This is a genomic window from Luteimonas sp. MC1828, from assembly GCF_016461615.1.
GTDB lineage: Bacteria > Pseudomonadota > Gammaproteobacteria > Xanthomonadales > Xanthomonadaceae > Luteimonas.
This window is the reverse complement of record NZ_JAEMNY010000001.1, coordinates 186,085-204,659: the sequence shown is the minus strand read 5'-3', so window position 1 is coordinate 204,659 and position 18,575 is coordinate 186,085. Positions and strand designations below refer to the sequence as shown.

The 18,575-nt window shown below is 70.2% G+C and carries 19 protein-coding genes; 6 read left to right on the top strand and 13 right to left on the bottom strand.

Going from position 1 to position 18,575, the window contains the following annotated elements; all coding sequences use genetic code 11:
* Positions 1–3: 3 nt before the first annotated feature.
* The 3 genes from JHB91_RS01005 to JHB91_RS00995 all read right to left on the bottom strand — a co-directional run bounded on the left by JHB91_RS01005 (position 4) and on the right by JHB91_RS00995 (position 3,042).
* The gene (locus JHB91_RS01005) at positions 4–1,212 is read right to left on the bottom strand and encodes an argininosuccinate synthase (protein ID WP_199470851.1); all 1,209 of its coding nucleotides are present in this window, start codon (positions 1,210–1,212) and stop codon (positions 4–6) included.
* 68 nt (positions 1,213–1,280) lie between these two features.
* A complete protein-coding gene (locus tag JHB91_RS01000; protein WP_199373011.1) occupies positions 1,281–2,312 on the bottom strand; it encodes an N-acetylornithine carbamoyltransferase in 1,032 nt (343 codons plus the stop codon).
* A gap of 235 nt (positions 2,313–2,547) precedes the next feature.
* Positions 2,548–3,042, bottom strand: a complete 495-nt coding sequence (locus JHB91_RS00995) for a hypothetical protein (RefSeq protein ID WP_199373012.1) — start codon at positions 3,040–3,042, stop codon at positions 2,548–2,550.
* Positions 3,043–3,147: 105 nt separating this feature from the next.
* Between JHB91_RS00995 and cysS the strand changes: the two genes are divergently transcribed.
* The 3 genes from cysS to JHB91_RS00980 all read left to right on the top strand — a co-directional run bounded on the left by cysS (position 3,148) and on the right by JHB91_RS00980 (position 6,277).
* The gene (gene cysS, locus JHB91_RS00990; RefSeq protein ID WP_199470850.1) at positions 3,148–4,566 is read left to right on the top strand and encodes a cysteine--tRNA ligase; all 1,419 of its coding nucleotides are present in this window, start codon (positions 3,148–3,150) and stop codon (positions 4,564–4,566) included.
* A complete protein-coding gene (locus JHB91_RS00985; protein ID WP_199373014.1) occupies positions 4,563–5,003 on the top strand; it encodes a SufE family protein in 441 nt (146 codons plus the stop codon). The genes cysS and JHB91_RS00985 overlap by 4 nt, the downstream gene beginning before the upstream one ends.
* 68 nt (positions 5,004–5,071) lie before the next feature.
* On the top strand, positions 5,072–6,277 hold the full coding sequence (locus JHB91_RS00980; RefSeq protein WP_255527525.1) for an MFS transporter: 1,206 nt from the start codon (positions 5,072–5,074) through the stop codon (positions 6,275–6,277).
* A gap of 76 nt (positions 6,278–6,353) precedes the next feature.
* On the opposite strand, the gene JHB91_RS00975 is transcribed toward JHB91_RS00980, so the two are convergent.
* Both JHB91_RS00975 and dksA read right to left on the bottom strand, forming a co-directional pair.
* Positions 6,354–6,866, bottom strand: coding sequence for a hypothetical protein (locus tag JHB91_RS00975; RefSeq protein ID WP_199470849.1), 513 nt, complete (start codon positions 6,864–6,866; stop codon positions 6,354–6,356).
* Positions 6,867–7,007: 141 nt separating this feature from the next.
* Positions 7,008–8,141 carry an RNA polymerase-binding protein DksA gene (gene dksA / locus JHB91_RS00970; protein ID WP_199373254.1) on the bottom strand — a complete coding sequence of 378 codons (1,134 nt, stop codon included), beginning with the start codon at positions 8,139–8,141 and terminating at the stop codon, positions 7,008–7,010.
* Positions 8,142–8,386: 245 nt separating this feature from the next.
* Here dksA and yidD point away from each other — a divergent pair, with 245 nt between their 5' ends.
* Genes yidD through JHB91_RS00955 form a run of 3 tightly spaced genes read left to right on the top strand, consistent with a single transcriptional unit; the run spans position 8,387 to position 10,838 of the window.
* Positions 8,387–8,623, top strand: a complete 237-nt coding sequence (gene yidD, locus JHB91_RS00965) for a membrane protein insertion efficiency factor YidD (protein ID WP_199373015.1) — start codon at positions 8,387–8,389, stop codon at positions 8,621–8,623.
* Positions 8,620–9,969: a dihydroorotase gene (locus tag JHB91_RS00960; protein ID WP_199470848.1), complete on the top strand. Its 1,350-nt coding sequence runs from the start codon at positions 8,620–8,622 to the stop codon at positions 9,967–9,969. The genes yidD and JHB91_RS00960 overlap by 4 nt, the downstream gene beginning before the upstream one ends.
* Before the next feature lie 26 nt (positions 9,970–9,995).
* A complete protein-coding gene (locus JHB91_RS00955; protein ID WP_199472606.1) occupies positions 9,996–10,838 on the top strand; it encodes a M23 family metallopeptidase in 843 nt (280 codons plus the stop codon).
* 25 nt (positions 10,839–10,863) lie between these two features.
* Here JHB91_RS00955 and JHB91_RS00950 read toward each other — a convergent pair whose 3' ends face one another.
* The 8 genes from JHB91_RS00950 to efp form a co-directional block, all read right to left on the bottom strand.
* Positions 10,864–11,748: a hypothetical protein gene (locus tag JHB91_RS00950; RefSeq protein WP_233398495.1), complete on the bottom strand. Its 885-nt coding sequence runs from the start codon at positions 11,746–11,748 to the stop codon at positions 10,864–10,866.
* Positions 11,749–11,750: 2 nt separating this feature from the next.
* The gene (locus tag JHB91_RS00945) at positions 11,751–13,328 is read right to left on the bottom strand and encodes a diguanylate cyclase (protein ID WP_199470847.1); all 1,578 of its coding nucleotides are present in this window, start codon (positions 13,326–13,328) and stop codon (positions 11,751–11,753) included.
* A gap of 199 nt (positions 13,329–13,527) precedes the next feature.
* Entirely contained in the window at positions 13,528–14,457 is a 930-nt protein-coding gene (gene folE2, locus JHB91_RS00940; RefSeq protein WP_233398494.1) for a GTP cyclohydrolase FolE2, read from the bottom strand.
* Between the two features lie 77 nt (positions 14,458–14,534).
* On the bottom strand, positions 14,535–15,206 hold the full coding sequence (locus tag JHB91_RS00935) for a phytoene/squalene synthase family protein (protein WP_199470845.1): 672 nt from the start codon (positions 15,204–15,206) through the stop codon (positions 14,535–14,537).
* The gene (gene gph, locus JHB91_RS00930) at positions 15,203–15,895 is read right to left on the bottom strand and encodes a phosphoglycolate phosphatase (RefSeq protein ID WP_199470844.1); all 693 of its coding nucleotides are present in this window, start codon (positions 15,893–15,895) and stop codon (positions 15,203–15,205) included. Before gph ends, JHB91_RS00935 begins: the two co-directional genes overlap by 4 nt.
* Complete coding sequence (ubiG, locus tag JHB91_RS00925; RefSeq protein WP_199472604.1) at positions 15,892–16,617, bottom strand: bifunctional 2-polyprenyl-6-hydroxyphenol methylase/3-demethylubiquinol 3-O-methyltransferase UbiG; 726 nt, start codon at positions 16,615–16,617, stop codon at positions 15,892–15,894. The genes gph and ubiG overlap by 4 nt, the downstream gene beginning before the upstream one ends.
* 2 nt (positions 16,618–16,619) lie before the next feature.
* A complete protein-coding gene (locus tag JHB91_RS00920) occupies positions 16,620–17,969 on the bottom strand; it encodes a TRZ/ATZ family hydrolase (RefSeq protein WP_199470843.1) in 1,350 nt (449 codons plus the stop codon).
* On the bottom strand, positions 17,969–18,535 hold the full coding sequence (efp, locus tag JHB91_RS00915) for an elongation factor P (protein WP_199373022.1): 567 nt from the start codon (positions 18,533–18,535) through the stop codon (positions 17,969–17,971). The genes JHB91_RS00920 and efp overlap by 1 nt, the downstream gene beginning before the upstream one ends.
* Between the last annotated feature and the right edge of the window lie 40 nt (positions 18,536–18,575).

Genomic DNA, 18,575 nt, shown 5'->3' with positions numbered 1-18,575 from the left:
GGCTCACTGGCGGTTGACCTCCGCCCACAGCGTCGAGCTCATGCCGAACAGCTTGATGAAGCCCTCGGCCTCCTCCACGCCCCAGTCGGCCGACTGCGCGTAGGTCGCGCCGCTGGCATTGAGGATGTGCGGCGAACGCACCGCCACCGCGTCGACGCGGCCGCCGCGGGTCTCCAGCACCACTTCGCCGTTGACGGTCGCCTGCGACGAGGCCAGGAACGCCTCGAGATCGGTCTTCAGCGGGTCGTGGAAGAAGCCTTCGTACACCAGCTCCACCCACTTGCGCGCAACGTCGGGCTTGAAGCGGTTCTGCTGCTTGGTGAGCACTGCTTCTTCCAGCGCGCGGTGTGCGGCCAGCAGTGCGGTCAGGCCCGGCGCCTCGTACACGATGCGGCCCTTGAGGCCGATGGTGGTGTCGCCGGTGTACATGCCGCGGCCCACGCCGTACGGCGCGAACATGGTGTTGAGGCGTGCCAACAGCGTTTCGCCGCGCATCTCCTCGCCGTCCATGGCCACGGCTTCGCCGTTGACGAAGCGCAGCGCCACGCTCAGCGTCTGCTCCGGCCATGCGGCGCGCGGCGCGCACCAGCCGCGCGCGCCCTCGCCCGGGGCCTCCCAGCGGTCGATCTCGCCGCCGGACATGGTCAGCCCGAGCAGGTTCTCGTTGATCGTGTAGGCGCGCTGCTTGGCGCGCACGCCGAAGCCTCGCGCGGCCAGGTACTCCTGCTCGTAAGCGCGGGTCTGCGTGTGTTCCTTCTGGATCTCGCGGATCGGCGCCACGATGCGGAAATCACCCGAAGCCTTCACCGCCAGGTCGAAGCGCACCTGGTCGTTGCCCATGCCGGTGCAGCCATGCGCGATGGCATTGGTGCCGAGGTCGCGGGCGCGCGCCAGGGTGGCGTCGACGATCAGGTAGCGGTCGGAGACCAGCAGCGGGTACTGGCCCTGGTAGCACTCGCCGGCCCATACGAACGGCTTCACGAAGCCGTCCCAGATCGCCGGACCGCCATCGATCGTGACGTGGCTGGCCACGCCGAGCTCCGCGGCGCGCTTTTCGATGAAGGCACGCTCGTCGGCATCGACGCCGCCGGTGTCGGCGAACACGGTGTGCACGTTCCAGCCCTGCTCCTTCAGCCACGGCACGCAGAAGCTGGTGTCGAGGCCGCCGGAGAAGGCGAGGACGATGTCTTTGGATGTCTCGGGGGTGTTCATGGATGCCGCTCGATCTGGACGTGGGGGAGGAATTCGTTGCTGCGCGGCGCCGGAGGGGCGCTGCCGGTTTACTGCCTGGCCAGCGCCGCCATCACCGCCTTCTGCACGTGCAGGCGGTTGCCGGCCTCGTCGACGGCGATGCAGCGCGGTGAATCCATCACCGCATCCGTGGCCTTGATGTTGCGGCGCAGCGGCAGGCAGTGGCTGAAGACGGCATCGTTGGTGCGCGCCATCTTGGCCTCGTCGACCATGAAGTGGCGGTACTGGTCGCGGATCGGCTTCTCCGGCGCCCAGTTGCCGAAGTACGGCAGCGCGCCCCAGCTCTTGGCGTACACCACGTCGGCGCCGGCATAGGCGCTGTCGATGTCGTGGCTGACGGTGAGCGAGCCGCCGCTCTCGGCGATGTTGTCGGCCGCCCAGCCCATGTAGCGCTCGTCCAGGACGTACTCCGGCGTGGGGCACAGCAGCGTCACGTCCATGCCCATCCGGGTGGCGATGGTCAGCGCCGAGTTGGCGACGGCCGTGTTCAGCGGCTTGGGATGGTAGGTCCAGGTGAGGACATACTTCTTGCCGCGCAGGTCGCGCGTGCCGAAATGCTCCTGCAGCGCCAGCGCGTGCGCCAGCTCCTGGCAGGGATGCGTGATGGTTTCCATGTTGATCACCGGCACCGTGGCGTACTTCGCGAAGCCGGCCAGCACGCGGTCCTCGCGGTCCAGCGACCAGTCGACGAACTTCGGGAACGCGCGCACGCCGATCATGTCGACGTAGCGGCTGAGCACGCGCGCGACCTCGGCGATGTGCTCCTCGGCCTCGCCGTCCATCACCGTGCCCAGGTCGAACTCGATCGGCCAGGCGTCCTTGCCGGGCTGCAGCACCACCGCGTGGCCGCCGAGCTGGAACGCGCCGAGCTCGAAGCTGGTGCGCGTGCGCAGCGAGGGATTGAAGAACAGCAGGGCGATCGACTTGCCCTTGAACGCGTCACCCAGGCGATCGCGCTTCATGCGCTCGGCGTCGGCCAGCACGGCGTCGAGCTCGGCGCGGCTCCAGTCCTGGGTATTGAGGAAGTGCTTGATTGGAGCGGGCTTGATCGGTGGGGTCATGGTCTGGTCCATGGGTCTGGAAACGAAAAAACCCGGCTCGGGCCGGGCTCTGGACAACGGACATACAGGCGATCCGGTCTCAACCCGCGGGAATGAGGGCGTCCGGTCGGTGCGCGCGCGAGGTCATCCCCGACGCCATGCGGGCGGAGGTGAGGAGGTCGGCGCTGCTGATCGCGGTGTGCTGCATGACCCGGAATGGTCCCATGCCCGCGGCCCGGGGTGCAAGCGTCGGGGTCTAATCCTGGTTGCCGGCGGGCGCCACCGGCGTCACCGACACCCGCACCCGCAGCCGGTTGCCGGGGTCTGCGGGCAGGCGCGAGCGGTACTTGCTGCCGCGGTGCACGTAATCGACGTCGTAGGCGATCGGGCGGCGGAACTCGCGCTCCACGGGCACCATGCGGCAGCCCGCGGCGTCGGCGTCGTCACTGCCTGCAACCTCCGCCGCCCTTGCCGGGGCGAGCACGTCCTTGACCGCGCCGACCACGCGCGCCAGCCCGCGGCGCGATTCCGGGTCGTCTGCGGCCTGCACCATCGACGACTGCTCGCAGCGCTCGACCATGCTGGTGGCGCGCAGGGTCTGGTAGACCGGCTCCGCGCGCAGCACCTGGGCGTACTCGTAGCGCACGTTCTCGGACTGGATCACCGTGTGCTGCGCCCACGCCGCGGGCGCCGCGAGGGCGGCGACGAAGAGCAGCGGCAGGCACCGCTTGGCGGGCGAGGACGGGTGCATGGATATCCGGCAGTGTATGGGCTGGCCGGGCACAGGGGCTGAATCGTGGCTGTCGTGGCCCTGCCGCGGCCGCTAGAATCACGGGTCTGCACAGCGGCCCATGCAATGACCCTGCGACTGTTCAACAGCCTGACCCGGCGGGTCGAGGACTTCCAACCCGCGGATCCGGAGCGCACGACGATGTATGTCTGCGGGCCCACGGTCTACAACTACGTGCATATCGGCAACGCGCGCGGGCCGGTGGTGTTCGACGTGCTGGCGCGGCTGCTGCGCCGCCGTTTCGGCCGTCTGGACTACGCCCGCAACATCACCGACGTCGACGACAAGATCAACGCCGCCGCCGCCGAACAGGGCGTGCCGATCTCGGCCATCACCGACCGCTTCGCCGCCGCCTACCGCGAGGACATGGCCGCGCTGGGCGTGGCGCCGCCGGACATCGAGCCGGAGGCCACGCGCCACATCCCGCAGATCATCGCCATGGTCGAGCGCCTCGTCGCCGCAGGCAACGCGTATGCCGCCGAAGGCCACGTGCTGTTCGCGGTCGCAAGCTTCGATGGCTACGGCAAGCTCTCGCGCCGCGAGCTCGAGGACATGCTCGCCGGCGCCCGCGTCGAAGTGGCCCCGTACAAGCGCGACCCGGGCGACTTCGTGCTATGGAAGCCCTCCACCGGCGACCTGCCCGGCTGGGACTCGCCCTGGGGCCATGGCCGCCCGGGCTGGCACATCGAATGCTCGGCGATGGCCGCCGCCCATCTCGGCGAGACCATCGACATCCACGCCGGCGGCGTGGACCTGCAGTTCCCGCACCACGAAAACGAGATCGCGCAGAGCGAGTGCGCGCACGGCGGCAAGCCGTTCGCGCGATTCTGGCTGCACAACGGCATGCTCAACTTCGGCGGCGCCAAGATGTCGAAGTCGCTGGGCAACATCGAGAAGGTCCACGACCTGGTGCGCGCGCACCCGCCCGAAGCGCTGCGCCATGCACTGATGTCGGCGCACTACCGGCAGCCGCTGGACTGGTCGGATGCGCTGGTCGAACAGAGCGTGCGCACCCTGGACCGGCTGTACGGCACGCTCCGCGACGTCGACGCGCTGGTACCCGCGGGCACGGCTCCGGACGTCGCGATTCCCGACGCGGTCGAAGCCGCGCTCGACGACGACCTCAACACCCCGCAGGCACTGGCCGAACTGGCCGCGATCGCCGGCAACGCGCGCGTGCTGCGCAACGCGATCGCCCACGGCGAAGCATCCGGGGACGGCCCGTTGCTGGCACTGGCCACCCACGGCGCCAGCCTGCGCGCCGGTGGCCGCATCCTGGGCCTGCTGCAGCAGTCGCCGGCGGCGTGGTTCGCGCGCGGCGCGTCGGGCGATGACGACGCACGCATCCAGGCCCTCGTCGAGGAGCGCGCCGCCGCCAAGCAGGCGCGCGACTTCGCACGCGCGGACAGCATCCGCGACCAGCTTGCCGGCGAAGGCATCCTGCTCGAGGACACGCCGCAGGGCGTACGCTGGAAGCGCGCATGAACGACACCGTATTCCCGCTCGAAGCCACCGCCGACGAGGCCCAGGCCGCGATCCGCGACGAGTTCGCGTTCTTCAGCGACTGGTCGGAGCGTTACCAGTACTTGATCGACCTCGGCCGCAAGCTGCCGCCGTTCCCGGACGCACTGCGCACCGAGGAGCACCGGCTGCTCGGCTGCCAGTCGATGGTTTGGATCGTGCCGTCCGGCGACGCCACGCGGCTGGATTTCGCCGCGGCCAGTGACTCGGCCATCGTCTCCGGCCTGGTGTTCCTGGCGTTGCGCGTCTACGCGGGCCGCAGCGCCGCGGAGATCCTTGCGTCCGAGCCGGGCTACATCGCCGACATCGGGCTGGCGAAGCATCTTTCGCCCACCCGCAGCAACGGCCTGGCCGCGCTCCTCGCCGTGATCCGCGATACCGCGCAGCGCGCGCAGGCGTGACCACGGCGGGCACCGCCGCCACGCCACCGGGCGACACTGACGGCACTGGGCAGGACAGCGCGGCACCGCTGCGCAACCGCTCGTTCCGCGGGCTGATGGCCTACCGGATCTGCAACATCCTGTCCTACCAGATGGTCGCGGTGACGGTGGGCTGGCATGTCTATGAGCTCACGCGCGACCCGTGGATGCTCGGCCTGATCGGCCTGGCGGAACTGCTGCCGTACTTTTGCGTGGCGCCGTTCGCGGGGTACCTGGTGGACCATCTCCCACGGCGCAGGCTTGGCATGTTCGCCTGCATCGGCCTGGCGCTGACGCCGATCGCGCTGGCATTGATCGCCGCCGGCGTGCTCGGCCAGGTGCACGTCGGCTGGATCTACGCCGCGGTCGCGCTGACCGGCGCGGTGCGCGCGTTCCTCGGCCCGGTCTACAACGCGCTGTTCGCGCGGGTGCTGCCACGCACCCAGTTCGCACGCGGCGCGAGCGTGGGTTCGATCGTGTTCCAGTCCGCGATGGTGCTGGGGCCGGCAGCCGGCGGGTTGATCGTCGGCCTGGCCGGCAAGTCCGCGGCCTATGCCGTTGCGGCCGGCTTTGCGCTGATGGCCGCGCTGGCCGTCGGCCGACTGAAGGTGACCGAGCCCGCGATCACCCTGCAGGGCGCGCCGATCTTTGCCAGCATCGCCGAAGGCGCGCGCTTCGTGTTCTCGCACCAGATCCTGCTGGCCGCGCTGGCGCTGGACATGTTCGCGGTGCTGTTTGGCGGCGCGATCTCGCTTGCGCCCGCCTTCATCAAGGAAATCCTGCACTACGGCCCGGAAGGCCTCGGGATCCTGCGCAGCGCGCCGGCGCTGGGTGCTGTAGCGATGGGCGTGTGGCTGGCGCGACGGCCACCGACGCGCAACGCCGGGCGCATCCTGCTGTTCGCGGTGGCCGGCTTCGGCATCTGCATCATCGGTTTCGGGCTGTCGACCGCGTTCTGGCTGTCGGCGTTCTTCCTGCTGATGTCGGGTGTCTGTGACGGCGTGTCGGTGGTGCTGCGCTCGACCATCCTGCAGCTGGCCACGCCGGATGCGATGCGCGGCCGGGTGTCTTCGATCAACGGCCTGTTCGTGGGCTCGTCGAACGAACTGGGCGCGTTCTACGCCGGCTCCATGGGCCGCCTGCTCGGGCTGGTGCCGGCGGTGGTGCTGGGCGGCTGCGTGACCATGACCGTGGCGGCGGTCACTGCGTGGCGCGCGCCGCGGTTGCGGCGCCTGGACATGCGCGAGCTGCATTAGCGCCGAGCATGCGGCGCCGCCGTGAAACGCGAAGACCCCGCCGGAGCGGGGCCTTCGAGGACGCACCCCGGTCGGATCAGGGCGCGCCGATCTCCTGCCTGAATTCCTGGCCAACAAAGGCCACCGCGATGCCGGGCGGCAGCGCGCAGGAGAAGTTGACCTGGCGCTTGGGGAACGGCTCGGTGCCGCTAACGACGCCCCACTGCCAGTTCCTGGAGCCGTTCGCGGACAATTCCAGCGTCATCGGAAAGAACTCGCTGCCCTGCCACTGTGCGCCGTTGACGAACGTGCAAGTCACTGACACAGGTACCGCGTTGTTGTTCAGCAGTCGCAGGTAGGCGAGATGCGGCGCCGACGCGTCGAGTTCGTTGATCGCCAGCGAGCAAGTGACAAACGCGGTCGTGGTGCCCTCGTTGGCGATCGCCTGTGGGCGCTTGCGCAGCGCGCCCTCGTAGGTCGGCAACGCGCCGGTGCAGGCCGAACCTCCGTTCTCGAGCATGCGACGGACGATGGTCGCGGCATCGGCGGACGACGGGAACGCGGTCGAGACGGTAGCAACGGCGATGGCGAGGCAAACGATGGGACGCATGGCAACTCCTGGTGCAGGTGGGTACTCGCCTATTCAGAACGCGAGCGTCTCCTGCAGCCGGCCATCACTCGGACGCGCGCGGTCGATGCGATAAAAAAAGCCCCGCATCGCGGGGCTTCGGGCGGCAGGAGAGAAGCGACCTCAGTCGCCGATCTGCTTGCGCAGGTGCTCCCAGCGCTCCTGCTCGTCGATCGTGCGCTCTGCGGTGAGGCGCGCCTCGAGGCGATCCAGGCCGATTTCCTCGCCGGAATCGACGCTGTAGCCGTATTCGCCGGAATCCACGCGCTTGAGCGTGCTGTCGATCTTGCCGATCAGCTTGCGGTAGCGGTCGCGGGTACGCAGTTCGAGCGAGTTCTCGGTTTCGCGCGTGGCACGCTCGGCGTCGTCGCCGACGTCGCGCACTTCGTCCTTGAGGTTCTCGATGGTCTGCTTGGACTCTTCCACCAGGTCGGCGCGCCATTCCGCGAGGCGCTTGCGGAAATACTCGAGCTGCAACGGGCTCATGTACTCCTCGTCCGCGCCGGGCTTGTAGCCCTCCGGGACGATCGGGCGCCCGTTGGCCTCGTCGGTCTTGTAGGGCACGACCTTGTAGCGGGTCTTGGGCGCCGGGGCGGCCGGCGGACGGTTGGTGATCGCCACCGCGACCTTGCCGGCTGGACGCGCAGGCGTGGGCTTGGCCGCAGGTGCAACCTTGGTCGCGGCCTTGGCGGACGCCTTGGTCGCCGACTTCTGGACGACGGGCTGGGCCGCTGCTACCGCCCTGGTCACCGGAGCCTTGCTCACCGGGGCCTTGGCCACCGGTGCAACGGACTTCTTCACAGTCGGCTTCGACGGGGTTGCGGCGGCCTTCTTCGCCACCGGTGCACTGGCAATCGCCTTCTTCGGTGCAGCCTTGGCCGCAGGCGCCTTCGTCACGACTTTCTTTGCCGCAGCCTTTTTCGCCACGACTTTCTTGACAGCCGGCTTTGCGGCAGTTTTCACAGTCTTCTTCACAGCAACCTTCTTGGGGGCCGTCTTGGCGACGGACTTCTTGGCCGCGGGCTTTTTTGCCACGACCTTCTTGGCGGCGGACTTCGCCACGGGCTTGTTCACGGTCTTCTTCGCTGCCGGCTTCGTTGCCTTCTTTGCAACGGCCTTCTTCGCAACCGGCTTCTTTGCAACTGGCTTCTTGGCGGCAAGGGTCTTCGGCGCGGCCTTGGCAGCCTTCTTCGCGGCCTTCTTCGCTGCGGGCTTGGCGGCCTTGGCGGCCTTCTTGACTGTCTTCTTCACTGCCACGGTCAGCGATCCTTGTACTTGGAAGTGGGTGCCGGCACGAACGCCGCCGGCAATCCCGTCAACATGACGGCAGCGGGGTGAGGATTCAATGCTCGGCCTTGGCGCGGCGCGGCGGTCCTGAAGCTCCGGCCGCCGGTAACCATCCGTGGCCGGCGCCACACCCCGTCGCTTGGACGGGAAAGCGGGGTGTTATACCCTGCCCGGACTGCAGCGGCAACCGCGGCAGGCCTTTGCGTCGGCGCCACGTGATCAATCGTCTCCTCATTGCGCTGCTGCGCGTTTACAAACGCTGGCTCAGCCCGCTGCTCGGGCCACGTTGCCGGTTCGCGCCAAGCTGTTCCGAGTACGCCATGCAGGCCTTGGCCAGCCACGGGACACTCCGTGGCGGCTGGCTTGCGGTCCGGCGCGTCGGCCGCTGCCACCCACTCAATCCCGGCGGGCACGACCCCGTGCCGCCGCGGCGCAAGGAGCGTCCTGGATGACCGACACCCTGATCGTCAACGCCCGACTGGTGAACGAAGGCCGCGAATTCGACGCCGACCTGCGCATCCGTGCCGGGCGCATCGACGCCATCGCCCCCAGCCTGGCCGCGCGCGACGGCGAAACCGTGGTCGATGCCGCCGGCCGCCTGCTGCTGCCGGGGATGATCGACGACCAGGTGCACTTCCGCGAACCGGGCATGGAATACAAGGCCGACATGGCCACCGAATCCGCGGCTGCCGTGGCCGGTGGCCTGACCAGCTTCATGGACATGCCCAACACCAGCCCGCCGACCCTCGATGCCGCGGCGCTCGAGGACAAGTACGCGCGCGCCGCCGGCCGCGCGCGTGCCAACCACGGCTTCTACATGGGCGCGAGCAACGACAACCTCGAGGCGGTCCGTGCCATCGATCCGCGCGCCACCCCGGGGCTGAAGGTGTTCATGGGCGCGTCGACCGGCAACATGCTGGTCGACAACCCGGCCACGCTGGACGCGATCTTCCGCGAAACCCCGGTGCCGATCATCACCCACTGCGAAGACACGCCGATGATCGAGGCGGCGCAGGCCGCCGCGCGCGCGAAATACGGCGATGACATCCCCGCCGGGCTGCACCCCGACATCCGCTCGCGCGAGGCCTGCATCAAGTCCACGCGCCTGGCGCTGGAGCTCGCGCGCCGCCACGACACGCGGCTGCACGTGCTGCACATCTCCACCGCCGACGAACTCGCGCTGTTCGAGGCCGGCCCGCTGGTCGATGCCGACGGCAGGCTGCGCAAGCGCATCACCGCCGAGACCTGCATCCACTTCCTGCGCTTCGACCGCGCCGACTACGCGCGCCTGGGCCACCAGATCAAGTGCAACCCGGCGATCAAGGAAGCCTCCGACCGCGCCGCGCTGCTGCGCGCGCTGGCCGACGATGTCATCGACGTGCTCGCCACCGACCACGCGCCGCACACCTGGGAAGAAAAGCACAACCCCTACGTGCGCGCGCCGAGCGGGTTGCCGCTGGTGCAGTACGCGCTGGTCGCGGCCCTGGAGTGCGTGCACGAAGGCCATTTCGACGTCGCGCGCGTGGTGCAGAAGTTCGCGCACGCGCCTGCACAGCTGTTCGGCGTAGCCGAACGCGGCTTCCTGCGCGAGGGCTACCACGCCGACCTGGTGCTGGTGGAGGACCGCCCGTTCACCGTGAAGCGCGAGGACGTGCTGTCGAAATGCGGCTGGTCGCCGTTCGAGGGCACCACGTTCCGTTCGCGCATCGCCTCCACTTGGGTCAATGGCGCCCTGGCGTGGGATGGCACTGCACTGGTGGGCGACCCGCAGGGCAAACGCCTGGAGTTCGCGCGTTGATCCGAGCCGTGCTCGCCTTGCCGGCGCTGCTGGCGCTGGCCGCAGGCGTTGCGCTGGCGTTCGCACCTGCCGGCGCGTCCGCGCGTCAGGCTTCGAATGAACAGTCGGCCACGTCCGACACGCGCGTGGTGTTCCCGGCCAGCGTGCAGCAGGGCGCGCTGGTGATCGGCAAGGTGCCACCCGGCAGCCGCGTCGATTACGCCGGCCGCGTGCTGCGCACCACGGGCTACGGCAGCGTGGTGTTCGGCGTGGGACGCGATGCGACCGGTCCGCTGCGCGTGGGCGTGACCGCACCGGACGGCAGCCGCACGGACGCGAGCATCGCCGTCACCCCGCGCGACTGGCCGATGGAACACGTGAACGGCGTGCCGCCGAAGACCGTCGATCCGCCGCCGGCGATCGCCGAGCGCATCCGCCGCGAACAGGCGCGCGTCACCGCGGCGCGGGTGCGCGACGACGACCGCGCCGACTTCGCGCAGCGCTTCCAGCGCCCGGTCGAGGGCCGCATCAGTGGACGCTTCGGCAGCGGGCGCATCTACAACGGCAAGCCCGGGTCCGGACACTCGGGCATGGACATCGCCGCGCCCACCGGCACCGCGGTGAAGGCACCCGCGGCCGGCGTGGTGACGTTCGCCGACCCGGGCCTCTACCTCACCGGCGGCACCGTGGTGATCGACCACGGCCACGGCGTGAGCTCCAACTTCCTGCACCTCTCGCGCATCGATGTCGCGGAAGGCGACCGCGTCGAACAGGGCCAGGCGTTCGCCGCCGTCGGCGCCACAGGGCGCGCCACCGGCCCCCACCTGCACTGGGGCATGAACTGGTTCGACGTGCGCGTCGACCCGCTGCTGGTGCTGGAACGCCCGTGAGGGATGTGGCGGCGCCCTGCTCGCCTCACCCCATAGGGCGCTGCATCAGGCGGCCGAGCAGTTCCGCGCCGGGCGAGTTGGCCAGGTCCTGCGGCGAGACCAGGCGCGGGTTCGGGCGCGGATCGGCCAGCGACTCCACGCCGGCGCCGCGCAGCAGAACGCCCTGGTCCAGCCCCGCCAGCACCTGGAGGCGCGCCTGTTCCAGGGCGGCGTCGGCGATGTCCTCGCCGTCGTCGGCAAGCAGCACGGTGGCGTCGGCATCCGCGGGGGCAGTGGTGCCGCGGGCAGCGCCCGCTGCCAGCAGCGCCTGCGACCCCAGCAAGGGGCCGACTTCGTCGAACAGCACCTTCCAGTCGATCGCCGGGAACGGGGCGACGCCGCGTTCGCCCTCGACGATCCGCGGCGCCAGCCTGCCCCGCGGGTCGACGTCGCACTCCGCCCAGCTGCGATAGACGACTTCGCTGCAGACCATCGCCGGTGATCGGGCCGGCAACGCATGGTCAAGCGCCAGCCTGACCAGCTTGCGCGCCAGTGGATGCGCGGGCCACTTGCCGCGCACCGCCATCACCACGCCCAGCAGCGCCAGCTGATTGACCGGGTACGGCACGCCGAGCATCCCCTGCGCGTGCTGGCGGACACGACCACGGTCGCGGGCATCGATCGCCCGGCCGAGGCCATCGCGCATGCGGAACGCGTCGATGCAGTGGAAATGCGCCTGTTCCGCGACGCGACGCGCCAGCGGATAGCGCCGTACGCCGCGCAGCGAGGCCTCGATCAGCTCACCGTTGTCGGCAACGATGGCGGCGTGGCTGTAGATTCCGTCGCTGGCCCAGGCGATCAGATCCGATAGCGGACCGTCACCCATCATCAGCAGGATGTCGCCTTCCTGCAGCGCGTCGAGCGACAGCATGGTCATATCGTCACTGGCGCGCCGGGCGGATCTTCCTGCATGCCATCGCTGGCTGCGCCGGTCACGCGGTTGCGTCCCGCCTGCTTGCTGGCGTACAGCGCGGCATCGGCGCGCTCTACCAGCGCCTCCGCGGTTTCGCCGGCCACGAGTTCCGCCACGCCGATGCTCAGGCTGCCGTCCAAACGCAGGTCGTTGATCGCCAGCGGGCGGCCATTGACCGATGCCAGCATGCGCCGCGCGACAGCCAGCGCGTCGTCCAGGCCGGCCTTCGGCAACACCACGAGGAACTCGTCGCCACCGTACCGGCCGATGACCTCGTCGCCACGCAGCTGGCTGCGGATGCGCTGCGACACGATCCGCAGGCACTGGTCGCCGATGCTGTGCCCGTACGCGTCGTTGATCATCTTGAAGTTGTCGACGTCCACGAATGCGATGCTTGCGGGCGCGGCATCGGCGCCGGCCTGCTGCACGGCCCGCCGGAGCTCCGACTCCACGCCGGCGCGGTTGAGCATGCCGGTCAGCTCATCCGCCCGCGCCCGCGCGCTGGCGTGGTCGCGGTCCCGGCGCAGCTCCATCAGCTTGTCGGCCAGGCCAATGGTGAGCAGCAGCCCGGCCACGGCGAAGCTGCCCGCAAGCCCCTGCACCAGCCAGGAAGGGCCGGCCCAAAGCCCCATCACCTCAGTGGCCATGAGCGTCGTGAACACCATCAGCGGCAGCCAGGACGCCATGACCACGCGCCCGGCACGATCGCCACGCAGCGCAAGCATCGTGCTCCCGACCAGCAGCAGGGCGGCCGAGAGCATGAGCCCGATGTTGCCCAGAAGCCCCAGCCAGGCGGCATCACCGACCATGCTGCCGACGCCGGCGACCGCCGCCAACGCGGTGCCCACCCACAGCAGCCGATCGAGCGCGGGAAGCTTGCCGCGCAGGTCCAGGTAGGCGCGCTGGAACAGGTTGCTGCACACGACGCCCAGCCCGCCGACCACGCGGTTGGCCCGCGACGACCCTCCGAACACGGTGTCCGCGCCGGGCAGCAGGCGGAGATCGCCGCTGATGGACACGAGATACAGCACCGCGAAGAACAGCATCGCGCCGAACCACGCAAAGCTGGCATCGCCGGTGCCGACGCGGAAGGCGAAGGCCAGCAACACCAGCACCGAAAGCACGGACAGCACGAACACCCGCCAGGCGACGAAGGCGAGGTCATGGCGATGCACCTGGTCGAGGGACTCGATGGAGACCGGCATCTGCAGCGAGGATGCCCCGTCCACACGCAGCCAGACAGCTTCGCCTGCCGGGATACCCTGTGGCAGGTCCACCACCAGCGCGCGGTGCGAATAGCGGGAGTCCGCGTGTTCGCCATACAGTGCGTGGCTCACCGGCGCGTCACTGCCGGGCACCCACGCCTGCACATGGTTCAGGAACGGCGAACGCAGCACCAGTTGCGGCAGGCTGTCCGGAGCCAGCGGCACGGCGGTGGTGACCCGCCACCAGGTCACATCACCGCGGCGCGTCTGGATCACCGGCGCCGAAGGCGGGCCGAGCCGGTCATCGAGACCGCCGGAACGCAAGTCGGCCACGTCGATGGCTTCCCCGCCGGCCGGCAACGGCTGCAGCACGAAGGCGTTACCGGCGGACGCGGAGGCGGGCCCGGCACACAGCAACACCAGGCACAGCCAGAGACTGCACCACCCAGACAAACGCTTCGTTTCCCCCCTCCCCATCGCGCAATCGTAGCCCAGCACATGCCGGCCGTGCAGCGAGGCGGGCGCGGCCGGCTCAGCGCGGCGCGCAGCTCCCCGCCACGCGCGCCACGGCGTCGTGGGCGTGCAGGCTCTCGAAGTGCGAGACGGTGATGTCGAAGCGCGCGACGCGCGGGTCGGCGGCGACAGCGGCGGCGACGCGGCGCGCGGCGTCCTCGCAGAACATCAGGTTGGCGGCGTTGGCGCGGGCAAAGGCCTGCTCGTCCTCGCGCTTGACCGCGGTCTGCACGGGCGTGCCGAGCCCGGCTTCGACCGCGTCGACCAGCTCGCGCAGCGGCAGCATCGCGATGCCGGGGCGCAGCACCACGCGCACGTCGGCGCGGCTGCGCTGCGCATGCGGCGTGGCGGCCAGGCCGCGCTCAGACGCCAGCCAGTCGCGCACCGCCGTCGCGGACGGCGGCGGTGCACCGTTGAAGTCGGCTTCGAAGCGATCGGCGTTGGCCCTGCGCGACAGCGCCGCGGACGCCGGACAGGTACTCGAATAGTCGACGCCGAACGCGAGCACGGTTTCCAGGCCGGTGACCGACAGCGTGGCGTCGACTTCGACCGGATAGGCCTTCCAACCGGCGTTGTCGCTGGCCAGCGCGCGGCGCAGCAGCAGGTGCTCGTAGCGCAGCGTCAGGCGCGCCGTGGTGGCCAGGCCGGACTGCGAGTCGATGCAGTCCTGCAGCAGCCGCCCGAGCACCGGAACCGTGAGCGGCTGCGCGGCCAGGGTGTCCTGCAGGCGCAGGTACAGGCGCGACATGTGGATGCCACGCGTGTCGGCGCTGGCCAGGTTCACGCCGATGTCCGCGGATGCCGGCACCAGCATGGAGTCCCCGTCGTCGCTGGCCACGCGCAGCGGCAGCGCGATCCGGCGCATGCCGACCCAGTCGAGCGGGCGCGCGGCTGCGGCGAGGTCGTCGGCGACGTCGGGCAGCGCCTGCGGTTGCGTGGTGGAAGTCAAACGTGATGCCTGCAATCGAGAACGGTTTGCAATTGTACCCGGCGCTGCAAACCGCTCGCTGCAACGCTGCGTAGCGATCAGGCCGCGCTGCGCGCCCCGCGCCAGGCGGCCAGCAGCGCACGCAGTGGCGGCACCGCGCGTCCGGGGCGTGACAATCGCGCGTGCAGCAGGGCGAGATGGATACCGCGAGGCCGCGTGCCGGGTCGCGCCGGCCTGGCCGCCGCCAGCGGCCCGGCGGCAACGTCCGCGCCGCCAAGCAGCGAATGCTCCCCGGCCAGCGTCGCCGAGACCGCGGCGACCGCGTCCGCATCGACCGCGCGCCCGGCGAACAACACCGCCTCGCACGCGGCAACCGCCTCGGCGAAGGCCCGACCATCCCGAGGCGCGGATGCCATCGGCAAGCTGCCGGGCTCGCCGTCGTCGCGCATGGCGCGCAGCGCAGGCAGGCCGTGCCCGAGCGCCTTCCACGGCGCCTGCCGCGGCTGCAGCACCGCGCCCAGCGGATGGCGGCGCGCGCCCTTTTCCCAGCCCGCCAACTCGTCCTGCCACCAGGCCAGCTTGGCAAGCCCGGGCGTGGGATCGCTGCCGCCCCAGGCAGCGTCGGTCAGCTCCTGCAGCAGGCTGAACCAGGCGTCCACCACATCGCGCTGCGCCGCCGGCACGAACACCATCGCCAGCGCCCACTCCGGCCAGCGCGTCCGCCACTTGGCGACGAAGCCGGCGGCCTCGTCGCGCACATCGACGCTCACGGCCAGGCCGCCGGGTCGAGCAGGTCCTGCGGCGCGTCGGCCATGGCGTCCGCCTGCCAGGTGAGCGGGTCGTCGTGCTGCAGTCGGTAACCCCACAGCGCGACCAGCGAACGCATGCCCGCGGCGCGCGCGGCAAGGATGTCGCGCTCGTCGTCGCCGACGTACACGCATTCGCCCGGCGCGAAGCCGAGCCGTGCCGCGGCGTGCAGCAAGGGCAGCGGGTGCGGCTTTCGTTCGGCCAGGCTGTCGCCACCGATCAGCACCGCGCTGCGCGACTCCCAGCCCAGCCCGGGCATCAGCGCGCGCGCCAGGTACTCGGGCTTGTTGGTGATGATGCCCCAGCACGCGCCATCGGCTTCGAGCGCGGCCAGCATGGGTTCGATGCCGTCGAACGCGGCGCCATGGCGGCCAAGCTCCGTGGCATAGGTGTCGAGGAATTCGCGCACGATCTCCGGCCCGATCTCGCCGCCAAGCTCCGGGAAGGCCGCCGCGCTCATCGCCCGCGCACCGCGCGAGACGTGCGGGCGCACGTCAGCAAGCTCCATCGGTGCCGCCCCGCGCGCGGCGCGCATGCGGTTGAGGGTGGCGGCCATGTCCGGGGCGCTGTCGAGCAGGGTGCCGTCAAGATCGAACAGCACGCAGCGCGGGAAGCGGCCGCCCTGCCCGGCCGGCGATGCAGCTCCGCTCACGCCGCGTCCGGCCTGCGCGCGCAGGCGAGGTAGTTGACGTCGGTGCGCGACGACAGCCGCGCCGCGTTGCGCCAGGGCTCGTAGACCATGCCGCTGACGTCTTCGAGCTCGAGTCCGGCCGCGCGCAGCCATGCGGCCAGCTCCGACGGCTTGATGAAATCGCGGTACTGGTGGGTGCCGCGCGGCAGCAGGCGGGCGATGTATTCGGCACCGACGATCGCCAGCGCGAACGCCGCCGGCGTGCGGTTGAGCGTGGACACGAACAGGCGACCGCCCGGCTTCAGCAGGCGTGCGCACGCGCCGAGGATGGCGCCCGGGTCGGGCACGTGCTCGAGCATCTCCATGCAGGTCACGGTGTCGAACGCGCCGGGCATTTCGTCCGCCAGTGCTTCCACCGCCTGCAGCCGGTAGTCGACCTTGAGGCCGGACTCCAGCCCGTGCAGGCGCGCGACCTTGATCAGCTCGTCGGCCAGGTCGGTCGCGGTGACCTCGGCGCCGGCGCGCGCCATGGCCTCGCTCAGCAGCCCGGCGCCACAGCCGACATCCAGGGCGCGGCGCCCCGACAACGGCGCGCGTGCCTGCACATAGGCCAGGCGCACCGGATTGAGTGCGTGCAGCGGCTTCTGCGGCCCGTCCGGATCCCACCAGCGGGTGGCGAGCGCGGCGAACTTGTCGAGCTCGGACTGGCGGAAGTTGGGGCGTGCGTCGGATGACGGCTGCATGGTCATGGCTGCCTGCGGTCGATGCCGGCAATGCGCTCGCGCCATTGCCGTGCGTTGGCGGTGATGGCGGCCACGTCCATGTCGACCAGCTGGCGGGCGCGCAGCCGCGCGCGGCCGGCGATCCAGACGTCGCTCACCTGGTGGCGGCCGGCGGCGTAGACCAGCTGCGACACCACGTGGTGCAGCGGCTGGGTCTCGAGGTCGGAGAGTTCGATGCAGGCCAGGTCGGCCTGCTTGCCGGGCTCGATCGAGCCGACAAGGTGGTCGAGCCCCATCGCCTTCGCGCCACCGAGGGTCGCCGCGCGCAGCGCGGTGAACGCATCGAACGCCTCGGCGTCCTGCGCCACCGCCTTGGCCAGCAGTGCCGCAGTGCGGGTTTCGGAGACCATGTCGAGATCGTTGTTGCTGGCGCAGCCGTCGGTGCCGATGGCCAGGTTCACGCCCGCGCGCTCCAGTGCGCAGGCCGGGCAGAACCCGGAGGCGAGCTTCAGGTTGGACTCCGGGCAATGCACCACGCTCACGCCGCGCGCGGCGCACAGGTGGATCTCGGCGTCGGTCAGCTGGGTCATGTGCACCGCGATGAGGCGGTCGTTGACCAGGCCCAGGCGGTCGAGCCGTGCCAGCGGGCGCTGGCCATGCTCGCGGATCGACTGCTCGACCTCCTGCGCGGTCTCGTGCAGGTGCAGGTGCACCGGCACGTCGAGCTGGTCGGAGAGCATGCGCACGCGTTCGAAGTTGGCGTCGCTGACGGTGTACGGCGCGTGCGGCGCGAACGCCATCGACACCAGCGGATCGTCGCGCCACTGGTCGTGCACCTCGCCGGCCTTGTCGAAGTACTCGTCGTCGCTCTTCGCCCACGCGGTGGGGAAGTCGATGACCGGCAGGCCGACCCGGGCGCGGAAGCCGTGGCGCTTGTACACCGCGGCCTGCACGTCCGGGAAGAAGTAGTTCTCGTTGGCACAGGTGGTGCCACCGCGCAGCATTTCGGCGATGGCGAGCGTGATGCCGTCGGCGACGAAGTCCGGCGCGATCACCGCGGCCTCGATCGGCCAGATGTGCTGCTGCAGCCAGACCTTGAGCGGCAGGTCGTCGGCTATCCCGCGCAGCAGGGTCATCGGGTTGTGGGTGTGGGCGTTGACGAAACCCGGCACCACCGCCGCGCCGGGGCGTGACACGGTCTCCGTCGCGGAGAAGCGCAGGCGTGCCTCCGCGATCGGTAGCACCGCGACGATCACGCCGTCGCGGACCGCCACCGCATGGTCCTCCAGCACCACCGCGTGCGGCTCGACCGGCACCACGAAGCCGGCCTCGAGCAGCAGGTCGCAGGCTTCGGGGGTCTCCGCCACCGTCATCACTTGACCCGGCTGACGTACTCGCCGGAGCGCGTGTCGACCTTGATGACTTCTTCCTGGCCGACGAACAGCGGTACGCGCACCACCGCGCCGGTCTCCAGCGTGGCCGGCTTGCCGCCACCGCCGGAGGTGTCGCCGCGGACGCCGGGGTCGGTCTCGGCAATCTTGAGCTCGACGAAGTTCGGCGGGGTGACCTGGATCGGCGTGCCGTTCCACAACGTCACCACGCAGTCTTCCTCGCCCTTCAGCCACTTCTCGGCGCCGCCCATGCCGGCCTTGTCGGCCTGCACCTGCTCGAAGCTCTCCGGGTCCATGAAGTGCCAGTACTCGCCGTCGGCATACAGATAGCGCATGTCGGTATCGACCACGTCGGCGGCTTCCATGGAGTCGGTCGCCTTCATGGTGACTTCCTGCACGCGGCCCGACTTGATCAGGCGGTACTTCACGCGGGTGAACGCCTGGCCCTTGCCCGGCTTGACGTACTCGGTGTCGGTGATGACGGCCGGATCATTGTTGACCAGGATCTTCATCCCGTTCTTGACGTCGTTCATGCCATAGCTGGCCATGCGTGCTCCTGCAGGGGTTCGGCGGGGGTAGGCCGCGTGA